The organism is Burkholderia sp. Ax-1719 (assembly GCF_011753055.1).
In the GTDB taxonomy this organism is placed as follows: Bacteria; Pseudomonadota; Gammaproteobacteria; order Burkholderiales; family Burkholderiaceae; genus Paraburkholderia.
Window position 1 is genome coordinate 1 of the sequence record NZ_VWWJ01000017.1, and the last position, 23,919, is coordinate 23,919.

A 23,919-nucleotide genomic window follows, 5' to 3' on the forward strand; every position below is an offset into this window, starting at 1 on the left:
GGCCTTCCTTGACCGTGTCGCCAACCTGCACGAACGGGTCAGCGCCCGGCGACGGTGCGCGGTAGAACGTGCCGACCATCGGCGACGTCACGACGTGGCCTTGCGGCACGGCCGGCGCGGCAGCGGCGGGCGCTGCGGCTTCGCCAGCGGCGGCCGGTGCGGCGGCAACCGGTGCGCCGGCCATCGGCGCTGCGAATTGTGCTGCGGTCGGTTGTACGTAGACCGGCGGCGCGTTCTTGACGATGCGCACCTTGCCTTCGCCCTCGGTGACTTCGAGTTCCGAGATGCCCGATTCGGAGACGAGGTCGATCAGAGTCTTCAGCTTACGTAGATCCATGGTGCAGCCCCTTTGCTTGAATACGTGAGGTGCCGGGGCGCAAGCGTCCCGGCACGGGATAAGAGTTGTCTTTCAGAGTGCGTCGGTCATCCGGCGCCGAAGTTACGACGCCGACCGGGCAGCGAGCCGGTCAAGCGCGTATTCGAGCGCGTAGAGATAACCCTTCCAGCCGAGGCCGCAGATAACGCCTTCGGCCTGGTCGGAAAAATACGAGTGATGCCGGAAGGCTTCGCGGCGATGCACATTCGAGAGATGGATCTCCACGAACGGAATGCCCACGCCTGCCAGCGCATCCCGGATCGCCACGCTGGTGTGCGTGTACGCCGCCGGGTTGATCAGGATGAAATCCGTCTGTTCCGTGCGGGCCGCCTGGATGCGGTCGACCAGCGCGCCTTCGTGATTGCTCTGGAACGTTGCAAGCTCCACGCCTGCGTCGGCGGCACGGTCGGCGAGCGCCTGATCGATCTGCGGCAGCGTCACGCGCCCATAGACCTCCGGTTCCCGGGTGCCGAGAAGATTGAGGTTGGGTCCGTGCAAAACCAGCAGTCGCGTCATGGTCGCTTCTTTTTCCGTGGAATTGCGCGAACTTTAGCGCTGATTAGAGAAATTTGTCTAGTTTTCCAAACGGCTGATATGACCCCGAGATCGCGCAGTAAGGCGCGGTGAGGTCGATCTTCAGTCAATTTCGTCAAATCGAGCGGCAAAAAGTGCTCTACGGCTGTTAAGCCCCGGTCAATTGTTCAGCCGCGTCAAAGTGCGTCAAGCGTGTGGCGCAGCTCGTCCGGTTTGATTTGGCCTAATTTTGTCGCACGAACGGCGCCGTTCGCGTCGATTACGACCGTGTAAGGCAAGCCGCCGGCGGTATTGCCGAAAGCGCGCGCCACGTCTGCGCCGCCGAAACCGGCGATATAGATCGGGTAATCGACCTTGACCTTGCCGAGGAAAGTCTTGATGTTGGCCGCCGAATCCACGCCCAGACCGACAAACTGGATGCCTTTCTTCGCATACTCGCGATGCAGGGCGGACAGTTCAGGCATTTCCTCGACGCACGGGCCGCACCACGAGGCCCAGAAGTTCACCACGATCGGGTGACCTTTATAGATGGCGAGCGACTGCGGCTTGCCGTCCGGGTTGGTGACGGCGGCGGTCCAGAGCTGGTCCACCGCGCTTTGCTTACCGTTGACGGTGGCGGCGTCCGCGTTCGTGATGCCGGCGCTGCCTTCGTGTCCGCCGCTCGCAAAATGTCCTGCAAGAATGCCGCCGCAGGCTGCCACCGCCGCGACTGCGACGCCGGCCAGAATCCGCTTTGTGTTCATTGCTGCGCTATCTATATGAGTCAGGTGGTGGAGGTGGCGCCGCTCTCGTCGATCAGCGCCTGGAGTGCCTGCGCATTCGCGCGCGGCAGACGCCCGCGCGCATCGGCACGCACCGCGCCGCGCAGGTCGTCGGTATTGTAGAGCGCGACGTGAATGCCGACCGGCTCTTCGGTACGCGAGGGCTTCCACAGGAAGCTGAGCGTTTCCACGTCGCCGCGCGCGGCAAAGTGGCGGGTTTCCGAAACGTCGTACTGCACGTTCGCGTTCAGCAGCCAGATGGCGACATCCTTGGTGTTATCGCAAAAGATCTGCAGATGGATGTCCGAATGCTCGCCCGCCGTGCCGTTGAGCACCGCGCCCGTGAGGAACGGGTTGAAGGCCGCGAGCTTGAGCATCCAGTCGAGCGCGATCTCGCGCAGACGCCGCAGCACCGCCGGCTGGCTATCGCCCTGAAAAAGGGCCTGATATTCGCGGATTTCGTCTTCGATCTGGTCGTTGTCGGGCAACCAGATGCCTTCGATACGGGTGTCCCCCACCACCTGCCGCGCGGCCTTGCGCTTGGCGGTGGCGTAATCGAGGCCGTCTTCGGCAATCATTCTTGCTGCCGCGATGGCGATTTCCTCGCGCACGCGCTGGGGATCGAAATGAGCTCTGCGAATCATGCGTCCATCATACTAGAGAACGCAAGGCGCTCCCGGCGGCCGCCCCGGCGCAGCGGCGCGCTGCAATGCCGATGCGTCGCGCATGAGGCCAGCCCTGGCCCGCTGCGGCGAAAAAGGCCCAATGGCTCGGGTACAATACCGTTCTTTGCTCCGGCGGTCCCACACGAAGGCGCCGCCGTCCCGCTTCACCCATCCCAAAAAACCGATCAACCCGTTCACGACGCCCGCGCGGCGCGACAGGCTTATGCACATCCATATCCTCGGCATCTGCGGCACGTTCATGGGCGGTCTCGCCGTGCTCGCGCGCAGTGCGGGCCACACGGTCACCGGCTGCGACGCGGGCGTGTATCCGCCGATGAGCACGCAGCTCGAAGCGCAGGGTATCCGCCTGATCGAAGGTTACGACGCGAGCCAGACCGAGTTGAATCCCGATCTCTACGTGATCGGCAACGTGGTGTCGCGCGGCAATCCGCTGATGGAAGAGATCCTCAATCGCGGCCTGCCGTACACGTCGGGCCCGCAGTGGCTCGGCGAGCATGTGCTGCGCGACAAGTGGGTGCTCGCGGTGGCGGGCACGCACGGCAAGACCACCACCAGCTCCATGCTCGCGTGGCTGCTGGAAGATGCGGGCATGAACCCGGGCTTTCTGATTGGCGGCGTGCCGCTGAACTTCGGCATTTCGGCGCGTCTGACCGATTCGAGCTTCTTCGTGATCGAAGCCGATGAATACGACACAGCGTTCTTCGACAAGCGTTCGAAGTTCGTCCATTACCGTCCGCGCACGGCGCTGCTCAACAACCTCGAATTCGATCACGCCGATATCTTCCCCGATCTCGCTGCCATCGAAACGCAGTTCCATCATCTGATCCGCACGGTGCCGGGCGTGGGCCGCGTGGTCTCGAACGGCCGCAGCGACGCGCTGGAGCGCGTGCTCACGCGCGGCGTGTGGAGCGATGTCGAGCGTTTTGGCGTAGATGGCGGCTGGCAGGCGTTGCCGGCCGAAGATGGCGTGACCGTGGACGAGCGTTTCGCGGTCTATCACAACAGCGAGCGCGTGGGCGTGGTCGACTGGCAGATCCAGGGCGAGCACAACCGCCTGAACGCACTCGCGGCGATTGCCGCCGCGCGCAGCGTGGGCGTGCCGCCGGCGCAGGCCGCGCAATCGCTGGCAGGGTTCCGCAACGTGAAGCGCCGCATGGAAGTGCGCGGCAGCGTGGACGGCGTGACCGTCTATGACGATTTCGCGCACCATCCCACGGCGATCGAAACGACCATCGCGGGTCTGCGCACGCGCGTGGGCAAGGACAACACCCGCATCCTGGCCGTGCTGGAGCCGCGCTCGAACACCATGAAGCTCGGCGTGATGAAGGCGCAACTGCCTGCAAGTCTCGCCGACGCCGATCTGGTGTTCGGTTATGGCGCGCCCAGCGGCAAGGACGCGCTGGGCTGGGACCTGGCGGGCGCGCTCGCGCCGCTCGGCGAGAAAGCGCACGCGTTCCACGATCTCGACGCGCTGGTGAAGGCGGTCGCCGCCGCCGCGCGTCCGGGCGATCAGGTGCTGGTGATGAGCAACGGCGGTTTCGGCGGCGTGCATCAGAAGCTGCTCGATGCGCTCGCGGCGCGGAGCGCGGCGTGATCATCTATCTGCACGGTTTCCGCTCGTCGCCGCAGTCGTTCAAGGCGCGTTTGCTGGCGGAACGTCTGGACCAGACCGGCCGCGCAGCCGAGTGGTTGTGCCCGACGCTGCCGGTTTCGCCGTTCGAGACCGTCGCGCTGATCGAGCAGGACATCGCCGCGAAAGCCCAGCCAGGCGAGCGGATTACGCTGATCGGCAGTTCGCTGGGCGGCTACTTCGCCACGCATCTGGCTGAAAAGCACGACTGGCGCGCCGCGCTGCTGAACCCGGCGGTCGTGCCGGAACGCGATCTGTCGAAGTATCTGGGCGAGCAGCCGCTCTGGCATGGCGGCGGCAGCATCGTCGTCGAGCCGCGCCATCTCGACGAATTGCGTGCGCTGGCCGTTGCGCAGATCACGCAGCCGCAGCGCTACTATCTGCTCGCCGCTACCGGCGACGAAGTGCTCGATTACCGCGAGATGCTGGCGCACTATCCGGGTGTCGCGACGCACCTGATCGAAGGCAGTGACCACGGCATCAGCGAATTCGCCGATTACGTCGACGAAGTGATCCGGTTCTGCGACGCAGCTTAGGGAAGAACCCACGCGTCGCACGTTCGCGCCTTGGCGCGCGAGCGCCTATATGTATACAGCAGCACCGCCCGCGCGCCGCGCGCGTGGTCGGTGATAGCAAGACTGAACGAGAGTGTTGAGTGAACGTTTTCTTTGAGGAATCGGGCAGTTTCAAGGCCGGCAGCGTGCTGTCGAAGCAGGGCGACGCGTTTCAGGTCGAGTTGCCGGGCGGACGGCGCGCGAAAGTGCGCGCCAAGGACGTGCTGATCGAATTCGACAAACCCGCCGCCGGCGAACTGCTGGAACAGGCCGACGCCGCCGCGCAGGAGATCGATCTCGATTTCCTGTGGGAGTGCGCGCCCGCCGACGAATTCGCCTACACGGCGCTCGCCACCGAATACTTCGGCGCGACTTACGGCCCGGTCGAGCGCGCTGCGCTCGTGCTGCGCCTGCACGGTTCGCCCGTGTATTTCCGCCGCAAGGGCCGCGGCCAGTATCAGCGCGCGCCCGAAGAGCAGCTCAAGATGGCGCTCGCGTCGCTGGAGCGCAAGCGTCAGCAGGCGCTGGTGCAGGCGGGCTACGAAGAAGAGATGAAGGCGGGCAAGCTGCCTGAAGCGCTCAAGGACAAGGCGCTGGGCCTGCTCACCAAGCCGGACAAGAACTCGATCGAATACAAGGCGCTCGAAGCCGCCGCTGCGGCGCGCGGGATTTCGATGCCGCGCCTGATGCTCGAATGCGGCGGGATTTCGTCGCCGCGCGCGCTGCACGAAGCGCGCTTCCTGGCGGAATTCTTCCCGCACGGCACCGGCTTCCCGCCGGTCGAAGTGGGCGCGCTGCCCGAAGACCTGCCCGATGCGGGCGATCACGTGCAGGCGTTCTCGATCGACGACGTCACCACGACCGAAATCGACGATGCGTTCTCCATCGAGCATCTGGCCGATGGCCGCGTGCGCATTGGTATCCACATCGCCGCGCCGGCGCTGGGCATCGCGCGTGGCGACACGGCCGACACGATTGCGCGTACGCGCCTGTCGACGGTCTACATGCCGGGCGACAAGATCACCATGCTGCCCGACGATTTCGTCGATGCCTTCACGCTCAAGGAAGGCGGCCTGCGCCCGGCGCTGTCGCTGTACAGCATCGTGAACCGCGAGACGCAGGAAATCGTCGCCAGCGAAACGCGTGCCGAGCGCGTGTTCGTGAAGAGCAATCTGCGCCACAACACGCTCGACGAGGTCGTCACGGAAGAAACGCTGGCCGCGGGCACGGGCGACTATCCGCACAAGGACGACATCGCCGTGCTGTGGCCGTTCGCGCAGGCGCTGTTCGAAAAGCGCCAGGCGGCGCGCGCGGGCTACGGCCTGCGCCGCGAAGTGCAGCGCAACACCGACTACAACTTCTACGTGGAAGGCGAGCAGGTCAGCATCACGCCGCGCCGTCGCGGTTCGCCGCTGGACATGATCGTCGCCGAACTGGCGATTCTCGCGAACTCCACGTGGGGCGCGTTCCTCAACGATCACGGCGTGCCGGGCATCTATCGCTCGCAGCGCGCGTTCGGTGCGCCCACTGGCCCCAAGCGCACGCGCATGCAGACCAACGCCGCGCCCCACGAAGGCCTGGGCGTCGCGCAGTACGCGTGGAGCACCTCGCCGCTGCGCCGTTACGTCGACCTCGTGAACCAGTGGCAATTGCTTGCGTGCGTGGAACACGGCGTGGCGGCCAAGCTGGTCGCGCCGTTCAAGCCCAAGGACGCGGATCTGTTCGCCGTCGTGCAGGGCTTCGACGAAACCTACACGGCCTATGCCGATCACCAGCGGCGCATGGAGTACTTCTGGTGTCTGCGCTGGCTGCAGCAGGAAATGCGCGGTGACAGCGGTGAACCGCGCCGCGAATTCCCGGCTACGGTCGTCAAGGACGATCTGGTGCGCTTCGAAGAAGTGCCGCTGCTGATGCATGTGCCGGCGCTCGGCGTGCATGCGCGCGGCACGCGCCTGATGATGGAAGTGATGTCGATCGACGAACTGACCATCGAGGCGTCGGTGCGCATGCTGCGCGTGCTGGACGCGCCGGTCGTGACGAGCGGCGAGCAGCCGGAAGAAGAGGCGGGCGAAGACGAAGAACTGATCGACGCCGCCGACGAATCGGCGGAAAGCGAAGCCGAAGCGCAAGCCGAAGCCGACGCAGGCGCCGAGGCGAGCGCCGAAGGCAACGCAGCGCAGGAAGGCGGCAGCGAAGAAGTGCAGCAGTCGGAACAGCACGCCACGGAGCCGCGCGAATGAGCGCCGATCAAGCAAAGCATCGTGACCGATACGCCGTGATCGGCAACCCGATTGCGCACAGCAAGTCGCCGTCGATCCACGCGCAATTCGCCGCCGAGACCGGCGAGCCGGTCGAGTACGAGCGTCTGCTTGCGCCGCTCGATGGCTTCGTCGAACACGTGCAGGCGTTTCGCGCCGCGGGTGGACGCGGCCTGAACGTGACCGTGCCGTTCAAGCTCGAAGCGCATGCGCTCGCGCATCGACTGTCGCCGCGCGCGGCGGCGGCGGGCGCAGTCAACACGCTGCGCTTCGACGAAGACGGCATTTTCGGCGACAACACCGACGGATTTGGCCTCGTTCGCGACATCGAAGTGAATCTGGGCGTGCCGCTCAAGGGCAAGCGCGTGCTGCTGCTGGGCGCGGGCGGTGCGGCGCGCGGCGTGGTGTTGCCGATGCTGGAGCGTCATCCGCTCGAAATCACCATCGTCAATCGCACCGCGCAGAAGGCGCATGCGCTGATCGAGCAATTCGAAGGCGCGGCGCGCGAGTTCGGTTGCGCGATCAACGGCGGCGGTCCTGAAGCCGTAGACCCGAAGCCCTACGACGTGATCGTCAACGCGACAGCCGGCAGTCTCGACGCCGCGCTGCCCGAATGCGACGCACGTGCTTTCGGCGCGGGCACGCTCGCCTACGACATGATGTACGGCGCGGAACCGACGGTCTTCATGCGTCACGCCGAATCGCTCGGCGCGCGTGCATCGGACGGCCTGGGCATGCTGGTCGAGCAGGCCGCCGAGTCGTTCTTCGTCTGGCGCGGCGTGCGTCCGGACGGTGCGCCGGTGCTGGCCGGTCTGCGCGCGCAGCTGGCGGCGCAGGTCTGAGCGAGCGGGAACGCGAAGCCATGCGCAGAGATGCGGCGGGACCGCAGACCGCAAGCGAGTATGTGCGCGGCTTCGCCCAGCGCGCCGGTGCGGCGCGCGGCCAGCAGGCGGTGAAGCGGCCCGGCGCGCTGCGCTGGCTGATCTACGCGGCTTCGGTGACGGTGGTGTCGTGGCTCGCGCTGCAACTGTTCTACTTCGCGCAGATTGCGACATGGAACGTTGTCGATCCGCAGAGCACGGCGTTCATGCGCTCGGACGCCGCTTATCTGCAGGCGGATCATCCCGGTCTCGACATCCAGCATCAATGGGTGCCGTACGACCAGATTTCGCGCAATCTCAAGCGCGCGATCATCGCGTCCGAGGACGCGAACTTCGTCAACAACAACGGCTACGAAACCGACGCCATCCTGCAGGCGTGGGAGCGCAACAAGAAGCGCGGCCACATCGTGCGCGGCGGATCGACGATCACGCAGCAACTCGCGCGCAATCTGTTTCTATCGCGCGAGAAAAGCTATATCCGCAAAGGCCAGGAGCTGATTATCACGTGGATGCTGGAGACGCTGCTCGACAAGGAGCGCATCTTCGAGATCTATCTGAATTCGGTGGAGTGGGGCAACGGCGTCTACGGCGCGCAGGCCGCCGCGCAGCATTACTACAAGACGAATGCGACGAAGCTGACCGCGTGGCAATCGGCGCGGCTGGCGGTGATGCTGCCGCGTCCCAAGTTCTTCGACGATCACCGGAATTCGGCTTATCTGTCGCAGCGTTCGGGCGTGATCGCACGGCGCATGGGGGCGGCGGAGTTGCCGCAATCTTCGCAGTAAAAAGCGCCGGCAAGACCGGCGCTTTTTTCATGCAACTTCCATTTACCTGGCGCTTACTGACGCGCCAGCCGCGCGTTATCCGGCATCGGCATGTTGAAGTTGGTGCGGAACGGGTTGATGTCCAGCCCGCCGCGGCGCGTGTAGCGCGCGTAGACCGCGAGGCGGTCGGGTTTGCACTCGCGCAGGATGTCCATGAAGATGCGCTCGGCGCATTGCTCGTGGAAGCCCGTGTGGTTGCGGAACGAAATGATGTAGCGCAGCAGGCCCGCCTGGTCGATCTGCGGTCCCACGTAGTGAATCTGCACGCTGCCCCAGTCGGGCTGGCCCGTCACCGGGCAGTTCGATTTGAGCAGGTTCGACACCAGCGTTTCTTCCACCGGCGACTCTTCGTGCGCCGCCTTCAGCAGCGTCGGGTCCGGGTGATAGACCTCGGCGTCCAGATCGAGACGGTCGATCGACAGACCCTCGAATTCCTCGAACGCGATCTTGCCGAATGCGCCCGGCTGATCCAGTTTCACCGATACCGACGCGCCGCACGCCGCCGACACATCGCGCTTGAGCACGTCGCGCACTTCATCGGTGGAGTCGAACTTCGTCTGCGCGAACGAGCCGAGATACAGCTTGAACGACTTGGATTCGACGATGTTGGGCGAATCGGCGGGAATGAAGAACGTGGCGATGGCGATCTGCGGCTTGCCGCGCGCATTGAGCCACGACAGTTCGTAGGCGTTCCAGATATCGGTGCCGAAGAAGGGCAGTTGCGCGCCGATGCCGATCTGTTCGCGCGCGCCGATGCGCGGGATCGGGAACAGCAGCGTTGCGTCGTATTGCTCGGTGTAGCTCGACGCTTTGCCGAGCGGGGATTGTTCGGGAGTCATGATGCGCTGGTTTCGGAGGTTGCGTCGGTAGTTGCGTCGGTAGTTGTGTCGCTTGATGCGTCGTTCGTGGCGTTGGCGCGCGCTGCGCGCACTTCCGCCACCGGATTGGCCACGCCGCTCGCCACATGCCCGGTCGCCGTGACCGAGCGGGCCGATTCGCAGTGGCGAATCTGGTCGTCGAAGAAAAAATCGGGTTCGAACTCGCGCAGGAACGGGCCTTTGTCGAGTCCGCCCAGGAACATCGCTTCGTCGATTTCGATGTTCCAGGCCATCAGCGTGCGGATCGCGCGCTCGTGCGCCGGAGCGGAGCGGGCGGTCACGAGCGCCGTGCGGATGCGCATCTGCGCGTTGGCGTCCGCGAGTTTTTGCAGCCGGTGCAGCGCGGCGAGCAGCGGCTTGAGCGGGCCTTGCGCGAGCGGCAGTTCGCGGTTGTCGCGCTCATGGCTCACGAAGGCGGAAAGGCCGTCGCGCTGGAAGATCTGCTCGGCTTCGTCGGAAAACAGCACCGCATCGCCGTCGAACGCGATGCGAATCTCGTGCGCCGTATGCTCCGCCATTGTCGCCGATTCCGGAAACACGCGTGCGGCGGGGAAACCGGCGTCCAGCGCGCCGCGCACGTCCTCGGGATTCGCCGACAGAAACAGCGACGCGTTGAGCGGCTTGAGGTAATGCCAGGGCTCGCGGCCGCGCGTGAACACGCCGCGCTGGATATCGAGCCGATGCTCGCGGCATGAACTGAACGCGCGCAGCCCGCTGATGGGATCGCTGCGCGAGAGGATCACCACTTCCACGTGATGCGCGCCGGTGCTTTCACGCGAGTTGAGCGCGAGCAGCTTGCGGATCAGCGCGAACGCCACGCCGGGCCGCGCGGGCACGGTCAGACGCTCGCGCTGCAAGGCCTCGTAGGCGCGCAGGTCGCCGGTCTCGTAGACGCGGTTCTCTTCCTCGAAATCGAAGAGCGCGCGCGAGGAGATCGCGACGACGAGTTTGTCGGAAAGCGATACGGACACGGTGCGAGTCCCGAGTGGTTAGGAGAGGAACAGGCGATACGCCGGATTCTGCGTTTCTTCCCAATGCGGATAACCGAGCGTCGCGAGGAAGCGGCGGAACTCGGCGTCTTCAACTGCAGGCACCTGAATGCCGACCAGGATCGAGCTGTAGTCCGCGCCCTGGTTGCGGTAGTGGAACAAGCTGATGTTCCAGTTCGGCGCCATCGACGAGAGGAAGCGCATCAGCGCACCCGGACGTTCCGGGAACTCGAAGCGGAACAGGCGCTCGTCATGCGCCAGCGGCGAGCGGCCGCCCACCATATAACGGATGTGCTGCTTCGAGAGTTCGTCGCCGGTCAGATCGACGCTCGGGAAGCCGTGCTCGACAAAAGTCGAGGCGATCTGCTGCGATTCGCCGCGGTTGCGGATCTGCACGCCCACAAAAATATGCGCGCGCTCGGCGTCGTCGATGCGGTAGTTGAATTCGGTGACGCTGCGCGTGCCGACCAGTTCGCAGAAGCGCTTGAAGCTGCCGCGCTCTTCGGGAATCGTCACCGCGAAGACCGCTTCACGCGCCTCACCCACTTCGGCGCGTTCGGCCACGAAGCGCATGCGGTCGAAGTTCATGTTCGCGCCCGAGGTGATCGCAATCAGCGTCTTGCCGTCGATGCCTTCGCGTTCGGCGTACTGCTTTGCGCCCGCCACGGCCAGTGCGCCTGCGGGTTCAAGCACGCTGCGCGTGTCCTGGAAGACGTCCTTGATCGCGGCGCAGAGCGCGTCGGTGTCCACCGTGAGCACGTCATCCAGATATTCCTGGCAGAGGCGGAAGGTTTCTTCGCCCACCAGTTTCACAGCCGTGCCGTCCGAAAACAGACCAACCTCGCTCAACTCCACACGCTTGCCCGCCTTGAGCGATTGCGCCATCGCGCACGAATCGTCGGTCTGCACGCCGATCACACGGATTTCCGGGCGTATCGCCTTGACGTAAGCGGCAACGCCGGCCGCCAGACCACCGCCGCCGATCGGCACGAAGATCGCATGAATCGGGGCCTGATGCTTGCTGAGAATTTCCATCGCAACCGTGCCCTGACCGGCGATCACGTACGGATCGTCGAACGGATGCACGAAGGTCAGGCCGCGTTCTTCCTGAAGGCGCACGGCGTGGGCGTAGGCATCGCTATAGGACTCGCCGGCCTGCACGACTTCGACCATCGATCCGCCATGCGCGCGCACGGCATCGACTTTCACTTGCGGCGTCGTAATCGGCACGCAGATCACTGCCTTCACGCCCAGGCGCGCAGCCGAAAGCGCCACGCCCTGCGCATGATTGCCCGCCGAAGCGGTGATCACGCCACGCTGCAGCTGCTCAGCCGACAGATGCGCCATCTTGTTGTACGCGCCGCGCAGCTTGAACGAGAAAACCGGCTGGTTGTCCTCGCGCTTGAGCAGGACCGTGTTGCGCAAACGCGTCGAAAGATTCGGCGCGCGCTCGAGTTCGGTCTCGCGGGCAGCGTCGTAGACACGGGCGGTGAGGACTTTCTTGAGGTAATCGTCGTGGGAAGCCATGCGGAGGGCGCGCCGGGCGCGGCAGTATGATCGGGAAAGGCGGAGCGTGCGCGAAAAGCCAAAAACGCGGCAAATGACGCGAAAACGTCAATGATAGCGCCAACGGCGCACGCGCTGGCCGCAAGGGCAGGGCGGCATGGCGGACATACGTGGCGCACGCAAATGCTCATGATGAACCGATCCTGGCCATTGACCGACCTTCTGGACGGCGAATCAATTCGTCTCCGAATGACAAAAAATGAAAGTTATATGTCCGTACAGTTCCCGAGGACCGTCAGCGCGTGGGCGGATCATGCGTTAAAATCGCGTTTTGAAACAAGGATCGGAAGATGCACTGGCAACCCCGGACAGCCCATTTGATGCCCGCACGGCGCGAGACCCGCCCCGCGGCGCAGCGGCATGCCCGCCACGCACGATCGTGTCGCTAAGTCCGAGCGCCGGGGAACCATCGGCGTGAGCGCTGCCGCCATGCTTCCCCACCCCCTTCGTCCGCTATCAGCCACCGCACGCCATCCGCGAGCCACCGGCGGACTCGATTTCAGAATAGCGCCCCACGCGCCCCGTCAGCTTCCGCCATGCAGGCCGCTTGCCCACCAGGCAGCCCACTGAGCGGGACTGGCTCAAAGAGTCGTCCAACATGAACGCACCTCAAGTTTTCGATCCTCACGGCGCAGCCGCCGCCGTGGCCGCCGACATCGAACCGCGCCTGCGCGAGATTCCGTACAACTACACGTCCTTTTCGGACCGTGAAATCGTCATTCGCCTGCTGGGCGAAGAGGCGTGGAGCGCGCTGGCCGAACTGCGCGCCGAACGCCGCACCGGCCGCTCGGCACGCATGCTGTACGAAGTGCTCGGCGACATCTGGGTCGTGCGCCGCAATCCGTATCTGCAGGACGATCTGCTCGACAACCCCAAGCGCCGCGCGCTGCTGATCGAGGCGCTGAATCACCGCATCGCTGAAATCGAGAAGCGCCGCAAAGCCGACCTCGTCGAGCATAGCGATCAGGAAGGTCTGGAGCGCGCCGCGCGCGTGGGGACGCTGATCTCGTCGGCGCGCCGTGCGATCGATGCTTTCGCCGCCGAATTCGAGAAGATGGCCGATCTGCGCCGCCGCGCCACCAAGGTGCTCGGCAAGTGCACGCAGAAGGACAACATCCGCTTCGATGGCATCGCGCGCGTCTCGCACGTGACCGACGCCACCGACTGGCGCGTCGAATATCCGTTCGTGGTCCTCACGCCCGACACCGAGGCCGAAATCGCCGGTCTCATCAAGGCGTGTTTCGAACTGGGCTTGACCGTGATTCCGCGCGGAGGCGGCACGGGCTACACGGGCGGCGCGGTGCCGCTCACGCCGTTCTCGGCCGTCATCAACACCGAAAAGCTTGAACAGCTCGGCCCGGTCGAAATGACCGATCTGCCGGGCGTCGACCGCAAGGTGGCGACGATCTTCTCGGGCGCAGGTGTCGTCACGCGCCGCGTGACCGAAGCCGCGGACGCCGCGGGCTTCGTGTTCGCCGTCGATCCGACCTCGCTCGATGCCTCGTGCATCGGCGGCAACGTGGCCATGAACGCGGGCGGCAAGAAGGCCGTGCTGTGGGGCACGGCGCTCGACAATCTCGCCTGGTGGCGCATGGTCGACCCGCAGGGCAACTGGCTCGAAGTCACGCGTCTTGACCACAACATGGGCAAGATCCACGACATCGAAGTCGCGCGCTTCGAGCTGAAGTGGTTCGACGGCGAGCACGCGCCGGGCGAAAAGCTGCTGCGCACCGAATCGCTCGATATCGCCGGCCGCGTGTTCCGCAAGGAAGGTCTGGGCAAGGACGTGACGGATAAGTTCCTCGCGGGCCTGCCGGGCATCCAGAAGGAAGGTTGCGACGGTCTCATCACGTCGGCGCGCTGGGTGCTGCACAAGATGCCCGCGCACACGCGCACGGTCTGTCTGGAGTTCTTCGGTCAGGCGCGCGAAGCGATCCCGAGCATCGTCGAAATCAAGGATTACCTGTTCGAAACCTCGAAGCAGGGCGGCGCGATTCTCGCGGGTCTGGAGCATCTGGACGAGCGCTATCTGCGCGCGGTCGGCTATGCGACCAAGAGCAAGCGCAACGCGTTTCCGAAGATGGTGCTGATCGGCGATATCGTCGGTGACGATGCCGATGCGGTGGCCACCGCCACCTCGGAAGTCATCCGCATGGCCAACGGCAAGAGCGGCGAAGGCTTCGTGGCGGTGTCCGCCGAAGCGCGCAAGCGCTTCTGGCTCGACCGCAGCCGCACGGCCGCGATCGCCAAGCACACCAACGCGTTCAAGATCAACGAAGACGTCGTGATTCCGCTCAACCGCATGGGCGAGTACACCGACGGCATCGAGCGCATCAACATCGAACTGTCGATCAAGAACAAGCTGCAACTGATCGACGCGCTGGAAGCGTTCTTCAAGGAAGGCAAGCTGCCGCTCGGCAAGACCGACGACGCGAATGAAATTCCGTCGGCGGAACTGCTCGAAGACCGTGTGCAGCAGGCGCTCGATCTGCTCAAGCGCGTGCGCGAGCGCTGGACCTTCGTGGGCGACAAGCTCGACATGCCGTTGCGCGAAGCGCAGCACTATCTCGTGCAGCTGGGCTACGAAGCGCTGGCGGAAAAATTCGCCGACCGCTGCGATGTGCAGCCCGACGTCAACGTCTTCCATGTGACACAAGATCGCACCGTGCGCATCTCGTGGAAGCAGGAAATCCGCGCCGAACTGCGCCAGATTTTCAATGGCGGCGCGTTCAAGCCGATCCTCGACGAAGCCCAGGCGATCCACAAGAAGGTGCTGCGCGGCCGCGTGTTCGTGGCGCTGCACATGCACGCCGGCGACGGCAACGTGCACACCAACCTGCCGGTCAACTCGGACAACTACGAGATGCTGCAGGACGCGCACGTTGCGGTGGCGCGCATCATGAAGCTCGCGCGTTCGCTCGACGGCGTGATTTCGGGCGAGCACGGCATCGGCATTACCAAGCTCGAATTCCTCACGGAAGACGAGATCGCCGAATTCCGCGCCTACAAGCAGCGCGTCGATCCGGAAGGGCGCTTCAACAAGGGCAAGCTGCTCGAAGGCGCCGATCTGCGCAACGCCTACACGCCGTCGTTCGGCCTGATGGGCTACGAATCGCTGATCATGCAGCAGTCCGATATTGGCGCCATCGCCGAATCGGTCAAGGACTGCCTGCGCTGCGGCAAGTGCAAGCCGGTGTGCGCCACGCACGTGCCGCGCGCGAACCTGCTGTACAGCCCGCGTAACAAGATTCTCGCGACCTCGCTGCTGGTCGAAGCCTTCCTGTACGAAGAGCAGACGCGCCGCGGCGTGTCGATCAAGCACTGGGACGAGTTCAACGATGTCGCCGACCACTGCACGGTCTGCCACAAGTGCGTGACGCCGTGCCCGGTCAAGATCGACTTCGGCGATGTGACGATGAACATGCGCAATCTGCTGCGCAAGATGGGCAAGAAGAAGTTCAACGCGGGCAACGCGGCGGGCATGTTCTTCCTGAACGCCACCAATCCGCAGACCATCAACCTCGCGCGTACCGCGATGATGGGCGTGGGTTACAAGGCGCAGCGTCTGGGCAACGACGTGCTGAAGAAGTTCGTCAAGAAGCAGACGGCGCATCCGCCCGCAACCACGGGCCGTGCGCCGGTGGTCGAGCAGGTGATCCACTTCGTCAACAAGAAGATGCCGGGCAACCTGCCGAAGAAGACGGCGCGCGCGCTGCTCGACATCGAAGACAACAAGATCGTGCCGATCATCCGCAATCCGAAGACCACCAATGTGGATTCGGAAGCGGTGTTCTACTTCCCGGGTTGCGGCTCGGAGCGTCTGTTCTCGCAGGTGGGTCTGGCCACGCAAGCGATGCTCTGGGAAGCGGGCGTGCAGACCGTGCTGCCGCCGGGCTATCTGTGCTGCGGTTATCCGCAGCGCGGCTCGGGCCAGTTCGACAAGGCCGAGAAGATCGTGACGGACAACCGCGTGCTGTTCCACCGCATGGCGAACACGCTCAACTACCTCGACATCAAGACGGTCGTGGTGTCGTGCGGGACGTGTTACGACCAGCTCGCTGGTTATGAATTCGACAAGATTTTCCCGGGCTGCCGCATCATCGACATCCACGAGTTCCTGCTCGAAAAGGGCATCAAGCTCGATGGCGTGTCGGGGACGCGCTACATGTACCACGACCCGTGCCACACGCCGATCAAGACGATCGATCCGGTCAAGCTCGTCAACGAACTCATGGGTTCGGAAAAGGACGGCTACAAGATCGAGAAGAACGATCGTTGCTGCGGCGAGTCGGGCACGCTCGCGGTGACGCGTCCGGATGTGTCGACCCAGGTGCGCTTCCGCAAGGAAGAGGAAATCCGCAAGGGCGCGGCCAAGCTGCGTGACATTCCGATCATCGGCAACGGTGCGAACGGCGTGCAACCGGCGACGCAGCAGGAAGCCGGCGGCCAGGGCAAGGTGCAGGACGTGAAGATCCTGACGTCGTGCCCGTCCTGCCTGCAAGGTCTGTCGCGTTACAACGAGGATGCCAATGTGGAAGCCGATTACATCGTGGTGGAGATCGCGCGCCACGTGCTCGGCGAAAACTGGATGGCCGACTACGTGAACCGCGCGAACAATGGCGGAATCGAACGCGTGCTGGTTTAATGGCAGCGCCAAATTTTCCGTAACACGGGTTCGAGGACAACGATGGGATGCGTATTCTGTAATGAGGAAGGCGGGGAAGTGCTGTGGGAAGACGAGCGTATGCGCGTCGTTCTTGCGACCGCCGAAGCCGAATATCCCGGCTTTTGCCGCGTGATCTGGAATACGCATGTCGCCGAGTTCTCGGATCTCGCCGATGCGGATCGGGAACACCTTATGCGCGCCGTGTATGCGGTCGAGCGGGCGCTGCGCCGCATCATGCAGCCGTCGAAGGTGAACCTGGCGAGTCTCGGCAATCAGGTGCCGCATGTGCACTGGCACGTGATTCCGCGCTTCACCAACGACGCGCATTTTCCGATGTCGGTGTGGTCGCCGCGTCAGCGTACGGTGTCCGAAGCGATGCTCGGGCAGCGTCGCGCGCAGGCCACGCTGCTGCGCGAAGCGGTGAGGCAGGAAATGACGTCAGCGGGCGCAGCGGGGCAGTCGCAGGATTGAGCGCACGCGCATGAAGCGGCGAAGCCGTTCGTGCGCGTTCCTGAGCGCGCGGGCCATGAGCGACGACGCTCAAAACGCTCGCAATGCTCGCGCATTGCTCAAAAAGGGACAAACATGAGTGGACTGAAATCCGATACGCCGATTCCGACCGGCGTCGTGGTGCATGCGCTGTCGCGCGTGCTCGAACTGCAGTACGCGAACGGCGAGAGCTATCGCATTCCGTTCGAACTGATGCGCGTCTATTCGCCCTCCGCCGAGGTGCGCGGCCACGGCCCCGGCCAGGAGACGCTGCAGACCGGCAAGCGCGAAGTGACGATCACGGCGCTCGAAGGCGTCGGGCATTACGCGCTGCAGCCCACTTTCTCCGACGGCCACAATACCGGCATCTACTCCTGGGACCAGCTCTACGAGCTGGCGACGCGTCAGGACGCACTCTGGGCCGAGTATTTCGCGAAGCTCAAGGCCGCAGGCGTCGAGCGCGACGCGCCAATGGTTGCCGCGCCTGCCGCGCACGGCCACTGCCACTGACGCTTCCTGTTACGATCCAGCCGCCGCGCGAGGGGCGCGGCGCACTCCATCAAAAAGAGCCGGACACGATCCGGCTCAAGACCCGCGAAAGGACGAGCGCGATGAGCAAAACCCACTTCGGCTATCAGACAGTCGACGAACAGGACAAGGCGAAGAAGGTGGCCGGTGTGTTCCACTCGGTCGCCTCGAACTACGACCTGATGAACGATCTGATGTCGGGCGGGTTGCACCGCGCCTGGAAAGCGTTCACGATCGCGCAGGCCAATATCCGTCCGGGCGCGAAGGTGCTCGACATCGCGGGCGGCACGGGCGATCTGTCGATGGCGTTCGCGAAGAAAGCCGGCCCGACCGGCGAAGTCTGGCACACCGACATCAACGAATCGATGCTGCGCGTGGGCCGCGACCGTCTGATCGACAAGGGCGTGATTACGCCCGCGCTGCTGTGCGACGCCGAAAAGATCCCGTTCCCGGATAACTACTTCGACCTGGTGACGGTCGCTTTCGGCCTGCGCAACATGACGCACAAGGATCGCGCGCTGGCCGAAATGCGCCGCGTGATCAAGCCGGGTGGCCGCGTGATGGTGCTCGAATTCTCGAAAGTCTGGGAACCGCTCAAGAAAGCGTACGACGTCTATTCGTTCAAGGTGCTGCCGTGGCTGGGCAAGCGCTTCGCCCAGGACGCGGACAGCTACCAGTACCTGGCCGAATCGATCCGTATGCATCCGGACCAGGAAACATTGAAGACGATGATGGAACAAATCGGCCTCGACGCCGTCAAATATTACAATTTGTCAGCTGGCGTGGTAGCCTTACACGTCGGGACAAAGTACTAATGTTCCTAAATCACTGTCTTTAAAGGAAATTCCGCCATGCCTGAGACCTGCAACACAGCTTCCAAAAAGCTTTCAATGTCTTGGGCGAGGCGGATTGGCACTTTCGCAGTGATTGGCGCGATCGTGGCCGGCAGCCTGGCTTCGCTCGACGCTGAAGCAAAACGCATGGGCGGCGGCCGCAGCTTTGGCCGTCAGTCGACCACCGCTACGCAGCGCAGCACCACGCCGCCGCCGGCGCAACCCAGCCCCACGCAGCAGGCCGGCGCGCAGCGCGCGCCCGGTACGCCCGCGCCGACGCCCGCACCCGCACCGGCGCGTAACCGCTGGCTCGGGCCGATCGCGGGTCTCGCGGCCGGTCTCGGTATTGCGGCGCTGCTGTCGCACTTCGGTCTGGGCGAAGCGTTCGCCGGCATGATGGCGAACATGATCGTGATCGCGCTGATCGCGTTCATCGCCATCTGGCTGATCCGCAAGTTCATGAACCGCCGCCGCGCCGCGGAGCCCGCGTATCAAACGGGTGGGGCAAGTCTGAATCAGGGCGGCTATCGTCCTTCTGAGCCGCGTTACACCGCGCCGCCCACGGGCCAATACCTCGCGCCCGAAGCGCAGCCGCTCACCACGCCGCAGATCAACACCGCGCCGGACGTCCCGGCAGGCTTCGACACGGAATCCTTCCTGCGCAACGCCAAGGTGTACTTCGTGCGTCTGCAGGCCGCATGGGACGTGGGCAATATCGAGGACATCCGCGAATTCACCACGCCGGAGATGTTCGCCGAAGTGCGCGTGGATCTCGCGAGCCGTGGCACGCAGGCCAACCAGACCGACGTCGTGCAGCTCAACGCCGATCTGCTGGCAGTCGAGGAGCGCGGCAGCGAATACCTCGCGAGCGTGCGCTTCTCGGGCCTGATCCGCGAAGAAGCGGGCGCGGCGGCCGAGCCGTTCGTCGAAATCTGGAATCTGTCGAAGTCGCGCTCGACGGGCGAGGGCTGGTTGCTTGCGGGCATCCAGCAGGTCGAGTCGCACTGAAGGAGCTTGCGGCGCCAACGGCGCGGCAAAATAGCTCGCGCCCCGCGGCGGCGCGGCTTTGCGCCTCGAACGCTACAATAGGAACCCGCGCGAGCTCGATGCCCGCGCGGGTTTTTTTATTTCCAAGCCGATGACTCTCGCCGCCAAGCCCTTCGCCGCCGCTGTCAATCACCTGCTCGCCCGCGAATCGTGGGCTCGCGAGCGCCTCGCTCCCTACGCAGGCAAGACCGCGCGTCTGTCCTGTCCGCCCGTCGTTCTCACCTTGCTCGTGCAGCCCGATGGCTATCTCGCAGCCGTCGAGGAACAGGACGCGGGTCACGCGGACGTCGCGCTTTCGCTGCCTGCGGGTGCGCTGTCCTCATACGTGCAGGGCGGTCAGTCGGCCGTCATGAAGCACGTCAAGATCGAGGGCGACGCCGAATTCGCGCAGATCATCGGCAAGCTCGCCGAACACCTGCGCTGGGAGCCCGAAGAAGACCTCGCGAAGCTGATCGGCGACGCGCCGGCCTCGCGCATCGCCTCGTTCGCGCGCAGCCTGCACACGCAGGCGCTGCGCACGGGCCGCAACGTGCTGGGCTCCGTCACCGAGTATCTGCTCGACGAACAGCCGCAACTCGTGCGGCACGCCGAGCTGGACAGCTTCAACACCGAGCTGTCCCGCGCGCGCGATGCACTGGCGCGCGTCGAAAAGCGCATCGAGCGCCTTGAACAAAAAACACAAGCGCGCGGCGCGGGCGGGGTGCAGCACCCGGCCTCGCGCGGCCCGAGCCCGCTACAAGGCAATTAAGACATGCGTTTTCTGCGTTTCCTGAAGATTTTCTTTACGGTCATCCGCTTCGGTCTCGACGAAATGATGTTGAGCCGGATCAATGACCGGCGCGTCAGAGTATTGCTCCGCATCACCACGATTGGCCGCAAGTTCGATCAACCGCCCGGCGTGCGTCTGCGTCTCGCGCTCGAAAGCCTGGGTCCCATTTTCGTGAAGTTCGGCCAGGTGCTGTCGACGCGGCGCGATCTGCTGCCGCTCGATATCGCCAACGAACTCGCCAAGCTCCAGGATCAGGTGCCGCCGTTCGAATCGCAGGTGGCGATCGACATCATCGAAAAATCGCTGGGCGCGCCTGTCGACACGTTGTTCGACGACTTCGAGCGGGTGCCGGTGGCGAGCGCGTCGATCGCGCAGGTGCACTTCGCGAAGGTGAAGTCGGGCCAGCATGCGGGCAAGGCGGTCGCCGTGAAGGTGCTGCGCCCGAATATGCGTCCGGTGATCGATTCCGATCTGTTGCTGCTGCGCGATATCGCCGTGTGGGCCGAGCGTTTGTGGGCCGACGGCAAGCGCCTGAAGCCGCGCGAAGTGGTCGCCGAATTCGACAAATATCTGCACGACGAACTCGACCTGATGCGCGAGGCCGCCAACGGCAGCCAGCTGCGCCGCAACTTCGCGGGCCTCGATCTGCTGATGGTGCCGGAGATGTACTGGGAGTTCAGCACCGCCAACGTGCTGGTGATGGAGCGCATGGTGGGCGTGCCGATCAGCCAGGTGGACCGGCTGCGCGCGGCGGGCGTGGATATTCCCAAGCTCGCGCGCGAAGGCGTGGAAATCTTCTTCACGCAGGTGTTCCGCGACGGTTTTTTCCACGCCGACATGCACCCCGGCAACATTCAGGTGAGCCTCGATCCGGCGCATTTCGGGCGTTATATCGCGCTGGATTTCGGGATCGTCGGCGCGCTGTCGGACTTCGATAAAAACTATCTCGCGCAGAACTTCCTCGCCTTCTTCAAGCGCGACTATCACCGCGTGGCGACACTGCATATCGAATCGGGCTGGGTGCCGCCCACGACGCGCGTGGAGGAGCTGGAAAGCGCGATCCGCGCGGTCTGCGAGCCGTACTTCGACCGCGCGCTCAAGGATATTTCGCTCGGCCAGGTGCTGCTGCGCCTGTTCCAGACTTCGCGCCGCTTCAACGTGGAAATCCAGCCGCAGCTGGTGCTGCTGCAAAAGACCATGCTGAACGTGGAAGGGTTGGGGCGCTCGCTAGATCCCGAACTCGATCTCTGGAAAACGGCCAAGCCGTATCTGGAGCGCTGGATGACCGAGCAGATCGGCTTGCGCGGCTGGTTCGAGCGTCTGAAGATCGAAGCGCCGCAGTGGAGCAAGACGCTGCCGCAACTGCCGCGTCTCGTCCATCAGGCGCTGCTGCATCGGCAGGAGCCGGGTCACGCCAACGACGAGGCAATCCGACAGATTCTCGCCGAACAGCGCCGCACCAATCGTCTGCTTCAGGGCCTCGTGGTGTTTGGCGTGGCGGTGGGCGTGGGCATGGTGGCGACGCGCATGTGGCTCGCGCTGGCTTACGGATACGGCGGCTGAAGCGCTTGAGCGCGGTCGTCAGGTAGTCAGAGATCAGGAGTGAGACGATGAGCGATCCAACGGAAGGCAGCGCACCCCAGAACAACGCGCCCGAATTCGATACCCGTGACCCCGCCGCACCCGCGTTCTGGGACGAGCGTTTCGAGCGCGGCTTCACGCCGTGGGATCAGGCGGGCGTGCTGCCCGCTTTCGAGGCGTTTGCTCAGGCGCACCCCGACGCCGCCGTGCTGATTCCCGGCTGCGGCAACGCCTGGGAGGCGCGCTGGCTGGCCGGGCGCGGGCGCCAGCTGCGCGCTATCGACTTCGCGCCGTCGGCGGTTGCGCGTGCGCGCGCGCTGCTGGGCGAGCACGCAGACGTGGTGGAGGAAGCCGACTTTTACACCTACGCGCCGCCTTTTACGCCGGGATGGATTTTCGAGCGCGCCTTCCTGTGTGCGCTGCCGAAGTCGCAACGTGCGGACTACGCGCGCCGCATGGCCGAACTGCTCGCGCCGGGCGCGTTGCTGGCGGGCTATTACTTCCTCGGCGAGACGCCCAAGGGGCCGCCGTTCGGTATCGCGCGCGCCGAACTCGACGCGCTTCTGGAGCCGTATTTCACGCTGATCGACGATCAGCCTGTGGAAGGCTCGTTGCCCGTTTTTCAAGGCCGCGAACGCTGGCTGACGTGGCGGCGCAACGGTAGCTGATCGGTAAATAACGGCAACTGATCGGTAACCGCGTGAGCGCGCACGCCGCGCCGCTCGCCCGCAAAGCAGCGCAGGCCCTTGATCGGACGCAAGCCGTCCCCATCTACGCGCGAGTGCGCTGCGTTCCCCTGCCTAGACTCCGTCCCGGCAAATCCCGGGCCAGGGGAGCGTTTGCGGCTATAATTCAAGGCTTTGCAAGCATTTGTCAGGTTTTTGTGCCTGACTTTCACTCGTTTCATCAGGAAAGAGATCATGCCGATCTACGCTTACCGCTGCGAGTCGTGCGGCTTCGACAAGGACTGTCTGCAGAAGATCAGCGATGCGCCCCTGACGCAGTGCCCCAGCTGCGGCGCGGATACGTTTCGCAAGCAGGTTACCGCTGCCGGCTTCCAGCTGAAGGGCTCGGGCTGGTACGTCACCGACTTCCGTGGCGGCAATAGCAATAGCAACGGCGGCAACAACGGCGCGAGCGCCGCTGCGTCTGGCGCAAAAGCCGAAGGCGCGTCCTCCGAAGCCAGCAAGCCGGCCGCCGACAGCGCGCCTGCAGCGGCTCCCGCAGCCGCGTCGGCGTCGAGCGGCGCAAGCACGACGAGCAGCACGAGCACGGCAGGCTCGACCTGAAACCCTGCGGCCTGGGTCCGGTTTTCCGGGGCCAGGCCGCACAAGCGCCGCGCCACCCGCGCGGCCTGGATGGCGTGTACATGACGATCAAGAAAGCGACGTTAAAATCGGTATTCCTGACCGGCCTGCTCGTGCTGGTGCCGCTGGCCCTCACGCTGTGGGTCCTGAATCTCGTCATCAGCACGATGGATCAGACCTTGCTGTTGCTGCCGGAGTCGTGGCGGCCGTCGTTCCATCTGCCGGGCCTGGGCGCGGTGCTCACGCTGGCGTTCATTTTCGTGGTGGGCCTGCTCACGCATAATTTCATCGGCCAGAAGCTGGTGGAATGGTGGAATGCGCTGGTGCGCCGCATCCCGATCATCGGTCCGCTGTATGGAAGCATCCAGCAGGTTTCCGATACACTGCTTTCCAGCAACGGCAATGCCTTTCGCAAGGCGCTCCTGATCGAGTACCCGCGCAAGGGCTCGTGGACCATCGCGTTCCTCACCGGCATTCCGGGCGGCGACGTGGTGAACCATCTGCAGGAAGATCACGTGAGCGTGTATGTGCCGACCACGCCCAATCCCACCTCGGGCTTTTTCCTGATGGTGCCGAAGAGCGAAGTCGTCGAACTCGACATGACGGTCGATGCCGCGCTCAAGTATATTGTTTCGATGGGCGTTGTCGCGCCAGCCGCGACCCCGCGACGCCCCATCGATCCCCCGCTTTAAATACCGGATGCCACGTCGGGTCTCAAACACGCGTGGCCTTCCTGTTTAATTTACGCATAACGAAAGACGA

Annotated in this window: 21 protein-coding genes and 1 pseudogene; 15 read left to right on the forward strand and 7 right to left on the reverse strand. The window is 64.4% G+C overall.

Annotated elements, in window-relative coordinates; translation table 11 throughout:
- From F3J17_RS24050 to F3J17_RS24065, 4 genes are all read right to left on the reverse strand, one after another.
- A partial coding sequence (locus F3J17_RS24050; protein ID WP_167064826.1) for an acetyl-CoA carboxylase biotin carboxyl carrier protein occupies positions 1–337 on the reverse strand: 337 nt, incomplete at its 3' end.
- Positions 338–439: 102 nt separating this feature from the next.
- Positions 440–892: a type II 3-dehydroquinate dehydratase gene (gene aroQ / locus F3J17_RS24055; RefSeq protein ID WP_167064829.1), complete on the reverse strand. Its 453-nt coding sequence runs from the start codon at positions 890–892 to the stop codon at positions 440–442.
- Between the two features lie 194 nt (positions 893–1,086).
- Complete coding sequence (locus F3J17_RS24060) at positions 1,087–1,653, reverse strand: TlpA disulfide reductase family protein (RefSeq protein ID WP_167064832.1); 567 nt, start codon at positions 1,651–1,653, stop codon at positions 1,087–1,089.
- A 20-nt stretch (positions 1,654–1,673) separates the two neighbouring features.
- Positions 1,674–2,315, reverse strand: a complete 642-nt coding sequence (locus F3J17_RS24065) for a UDP-N-acetylmuramate--alanine ligase (protein ID WP_167064835.1) — start codon at positions 2,313–2,315, stop codon at positions 1,674–1,676.
- A gap of 244 nt (positions 2,316–2,559) precedes the next feature.
- On the opposite strand from F3J17_RS24065, the gene mpl reads away from it, so the two are divergent.
- From mpl to mtgA, 5 genes are all read left to right on the forward strand, one after another.
- Positions 2,560–3,951: a UDP-N-acetylmuramate:L-alanyl-gamma-D-glutamyl-meso-diaminopimelate ligase gene (mpl, locus tag F3J17_RS24070; RefSeq protein WP_167064837.1), complete on the forward strand. Its 1,392-nt coding sequence runs from the start codon at positions 2,560–2,562 to the stop codon at positions 3,949–3,951.
- Positions 3,948–4,523, forward strand: coding sequence for a YqiA/YcfP family alpha/beta fold hydrolase (locus F3J17_RS24075; protein ID WP_167064840.1), 576 nt, complete (start codon positions 3,948–3,950; stop codon positions 4,521–4,523). Before mpl ends, F3J17_RS24075 begins: the two co-directional genes overlap by 4 nt.
- Before the next feature lie 119 nt (positions 4,524–4,642).
- On the forward strand, positions 4,643–6,781 hold the full coding sequence (locus F3J17_RS24080; protein ID WP_167064843.1) for an RNB domain-containing ribonuclease: 2,139 nt from the start codon (positions 4,643–4,645) through the stop codon (positions 6,779–6,781).
- Complete coding sequence (gene aroE / locus F3J17_RS24085; RefSeq protein ID WP_167064846.1) at positions 6,778–7,641, forward strand: shikimate dehydrogenase; 864 nt, start codon at positions 6,778–6,780, stop codon at positions 7,639–7,641. The genes F3J17_RS24080 and aroE overlap by 4 nt, the downstream gene beginning before the upstream one ends.
- 20 nt (positions 7,642–7,661) lie before the next feature.
- Positions 7,662–8,465 (forward strand): monofunctional biosynthetic peptidoglycan transglycosylase, encoded by an 804-nt coding sequence (gene mtgA / locus F3J17_RS24090; protein WP_167064848.1) that lies wholly within the window; start codon positions 7,662–7,664, stop codon positions 8,463–8,465.
- 53 nt (positions 8,466–8,518) lie between these two features.
- On the opposite strand, the gene queF is transcribed toward mtgA, so the two are convergent.
- The 3 genes and pseudogenes from queF to ilvA all read right to left on the reverse strand — a co-directional run bounded on the left by queF (position 8,519) and on the right by ilvA (position 11,898).
- On the reverse strand, positions 8,519–9,343 hold the full coding sequence (gene queF, locus F3J17_RS24095) for an NADPH-dependent 7-cyano-7-deazaguanine reductase QueF (protein WP_167064851.1): 825 nt from the start codon (positions 9,341–9,343) through the stop codon (positions 8,519–8,521).
- 110 nt (positions 9,344–9,453) lie between these two features.
- Positions 9,454–10,353 (reverse strand): annotated as a pseudogene (locus F3J17_RS24100) (5'-nucleotidase); the annotation flags it as partial.
- A gap of 18 nt (positions 10,354–10,371) precedes the next feature.
- Entirely contained in the window at positions 10,372–11,898 is a 1,527-nt protein-coding gene (ilvA, locus tag F3J17_RS24105; RefSeq protein ID WP_167064857.1) for a threonine ammonia-lyase, biosynthetic, read from the reverse strand.
- Positions 11,899–12,535: 637 nt separating this feature from the next.
- Here ilvA and F3J17_RS24110 point away from each other — a divergent pair.
- The 10 genes from F3J17_RS24110 (at position 12,536) to F3J17_RS24155 (ending at position 23,849) form a co-directional block, all read left to right on the forward strand.
- Entirely contained in the window at positions 12,536–16,582 is a 4,047-nt protein-coding gene (locus F3J17_RS24110; RefSeq protein WP_167064859.1) for an FAD/FMN-binding oxidoreductase, read from the forward strand.
- A gap of 42 nt (positions 16,583–16,624) precedes the next feature.
- Positions 16,625–17,074, forward strand: coding sequence for an HIT family protein (locus F3J17_RS24115; protein ID WP_167064862.1), 450 nt, complete (start codon positions 16,625–16,627; stop codon positions 17,072–17,074).
- Positions 17,075–17,188: 114 nt separating this feature from the next.
- Positions 17,189–17,602 (forward strand): DUF971 domain-containing protein, encoded by a 414-nt coding sequence (locus F3J17_RS24120; RefSeq protein WP_167064865.1) that lies wholly within the window; start codon positions 17,189–17,191, stop codon positions 17,600–17,602.
- 101 nt (positions 17,603–17,703) lie between these two features.
- Positions 17,704–18,435 carry a bifunctional demethylmenaquinone methyltransferase/2-methoxy-6-polyprenyl-1,4-benzoquinol methylase UbiE gene (gene ubiE, locus F3J17_RS24125; RefSeq protein ID WP_167064868.1) on the forward strand — a complete coding sequence of 244 codons (732 nt, stop codon included), beginning with the start codon at positions 17,704–17,706 and terminating at the stop codon, positions 18,433–18,435.
- A 36-nt stretch (positions 18,436–18,471) separates the two neighbouring features.
- Positions 18,472–19,461 carry a TIM44-like domain-containing protein gene (locus tag F3J17_RS24130; protein ID WP_167064871.1) on the forward strand — a complete coding sequence of 330 codons (990 nt, stop codon included), beginning with the start codon at positions 18,472–18,474 and terminating at the stop codon, positions 19,459–19,461.
- 130 nt (positions 19,462–19,591) lie between these two features.
- Positions 19,592–20,248 (forward strand): SCP2 sterol-binding domain-containing protein, encoded by a 657-nt coding sequence (locus F3J17_RS24135; protein WP_167064874.1) that lies wholly within the window; start codon positions 19,592–19,594, stop codon positions 20,246–20,248.
- A 3-nt stretch (positions 20,249–20,251) separates the two neighbouring features.
- Positions 20,252–21,832: a ubiquinone biosynthesis regulatory protein kinase UbiB gene (ubiB, locus tag F3J17_RS24140; protein ID WP_167064877.1), complete on the forward strand. Its 1,581-nt coding sequence runs from the start codon at positions 20,252–20,254 to the stop codon at positions 21,830–21,832.
- A 47-nt stretch (positions 21,833–21,879) separates the two neighbouring features.
- Positions 21,880–22,518 carry a thiopurine S-methyltransferase gene (locus F3J17_RS24145; protein ID WP_167064879.1) on the forward strand — a complete coding sequence of 213 codons (639 nt, stop codon included), beginning with the start codon at positions 21,880–21,882 and terminating at the stop codon, positions 22,516–22,518.
- Positions 22,519–22,770: 252 nt separating this feature from the next.
- Positions 22,771–23,139 carry an FmdB family zinc ribbon protein gene (locus F3J17_RS24150; protein WP_167064882.1) on the forward strand — a complete coding sequence of 123 codons (369 nt, stop codon included), beginning with the start codon at positions 22,771–22,773 and terminating at the stop codon, positions 23,137–23,139.
- Positions 23,140–23,219: 80 nt separating this feature from the next.
- On the forward strand, positions 23,220–23,849 hold the full coding sequence (locus F3J17_RS24155) for a DUF502 domain-containing protein (protein WP_167064885.1): 630 nt from the start codon (positions 23,220–23,222) through the stop codon (positions 23,847–23,849).
- The last annotated feature ends 70 nt before the right edge of the window (positions 23,850–23,919 follow it).

Bases quoted from the DNA above. Each gene is read 5' to 3' on its own strand.
- aroQ (WP_167064829.1), bottom strand. From the start codon at position 892: ATGACGCGACTGCTGGTTTTGCACGGACCCAACCTCAATCTTCTCGGC.
- F3J17_RS24060 (WP_167064832.1), bottom strand. From the start codon at position 1,653: ATGAACACAAAGCGGATTCTGGCCGGCGTCGCAGTCGCGGCGGTGGCA.
- F3J17_RS24065 (WP_167064835.1), bottom strand. From the start codon at position 2,315: ATGATTCGCAGAGCTCATTTCGATCCCCAGCGCGTGCGCGAGGAAATC.
- mpl (WP_167064837.1), top strand. From the start codon at position 2,560: ATGCACATCCATATCCTCGGCATCTGCGGCACGTTCATGGGCGGTCTC.
- aroE (WP_167064846.1), top strand. From the start codon at position 6,778: ATGAGCGCCGATCAAGCAAAGCATCGTGACCGATACGCCGTGATCGGC.
- mtgA (WP_167064848.1), top strand. From the start codon at position 7,662: ATGCGCAGAGATGCGGCGGGACCGCAGACCGCAAGCGAGTATGTGCGC.
- queF (WP_167064851.1), bottom strand. From the start codon at position 9,343: ATGACTCCCGAACAATCCCCGCTCGGCAAAGCGTCGAGCTACACCGAG.
- ilvA (WP_167064857.1), bottom strand. From the start codon at position 11,898: ATGGCTTCCCACGACGATTACCTCAAGAAAGTCCTCACCGCCCGTGTC.
- F3J17_RS24110 (WP_167064859.1), top strand. From the start codon at position 12,536: ATGAACGCACCTCAAGTTTTCGATCCTCACGGCGCAGCCGCCGCCGTG.
- F3J17_RS24115 (WP_167064862.1), top strand. From the start codon at position 16,625: ATGGGATGCGTATTCTGTAATGAGGAAGGCGGGGAAGTGCTGTGGGAA.
- F3J17_RS24120 (WP_167064865.1), top strand. From the start codon at position 17,189: ATGAGTGGACTGAAATCCGATACGCCGATTCCGACCGGCGTCGTGGTG.
- ubiE (WP_167064868.1), top strand. From the start codon at position 17,704: ATGAGCAAAACCCACTTCGGCTATCAGACAGTCGACGAACAGGACAAG.
- F3J17_RS24130 (WP_167064871.1), top strand. From the start codon at position 18,472: ATGCCTGAGACCTGCAACACAGCTTCCAAAAAGCTTTCAATGTCTTGG.
- F3J17_RS24135 (WP_167064874.1), top strand. From the start codon at position 19,592: ATGACTCTCGCCGCCAAGCCCTTCGCCGCCGCTGTCAATCACCTGCTC.
- ubiB (WP_167064877.1), top strand. From the start codon at position 20,252: ATGCGTTTTCTGCGTTTCCTGAAGATTTTCTTTACGGTCATCCGCTTC.
- F3J17_RS24145 (WP_167064879.1), top strand. From the start codon at position 21,880: ATGAGCGATCCAACGGAAGGCAGCGCACCCCAGAACAACGCGCCCGAA.
- F3J17_RS24150 (WP_167064882.1), top strand. From the start codon at position 22,771: ATGCCGATCTACGCTTACCGCTGCGAGTCGTGCGGCTTCGACAAGGAC.
- F3J17_RS24155 (WP_167064885.1), top strand. From the start codon at position 23,220: ATGACGATCAAGAAAGCGACGTTAAAATCGGTATTCCTGACCGGCCTG.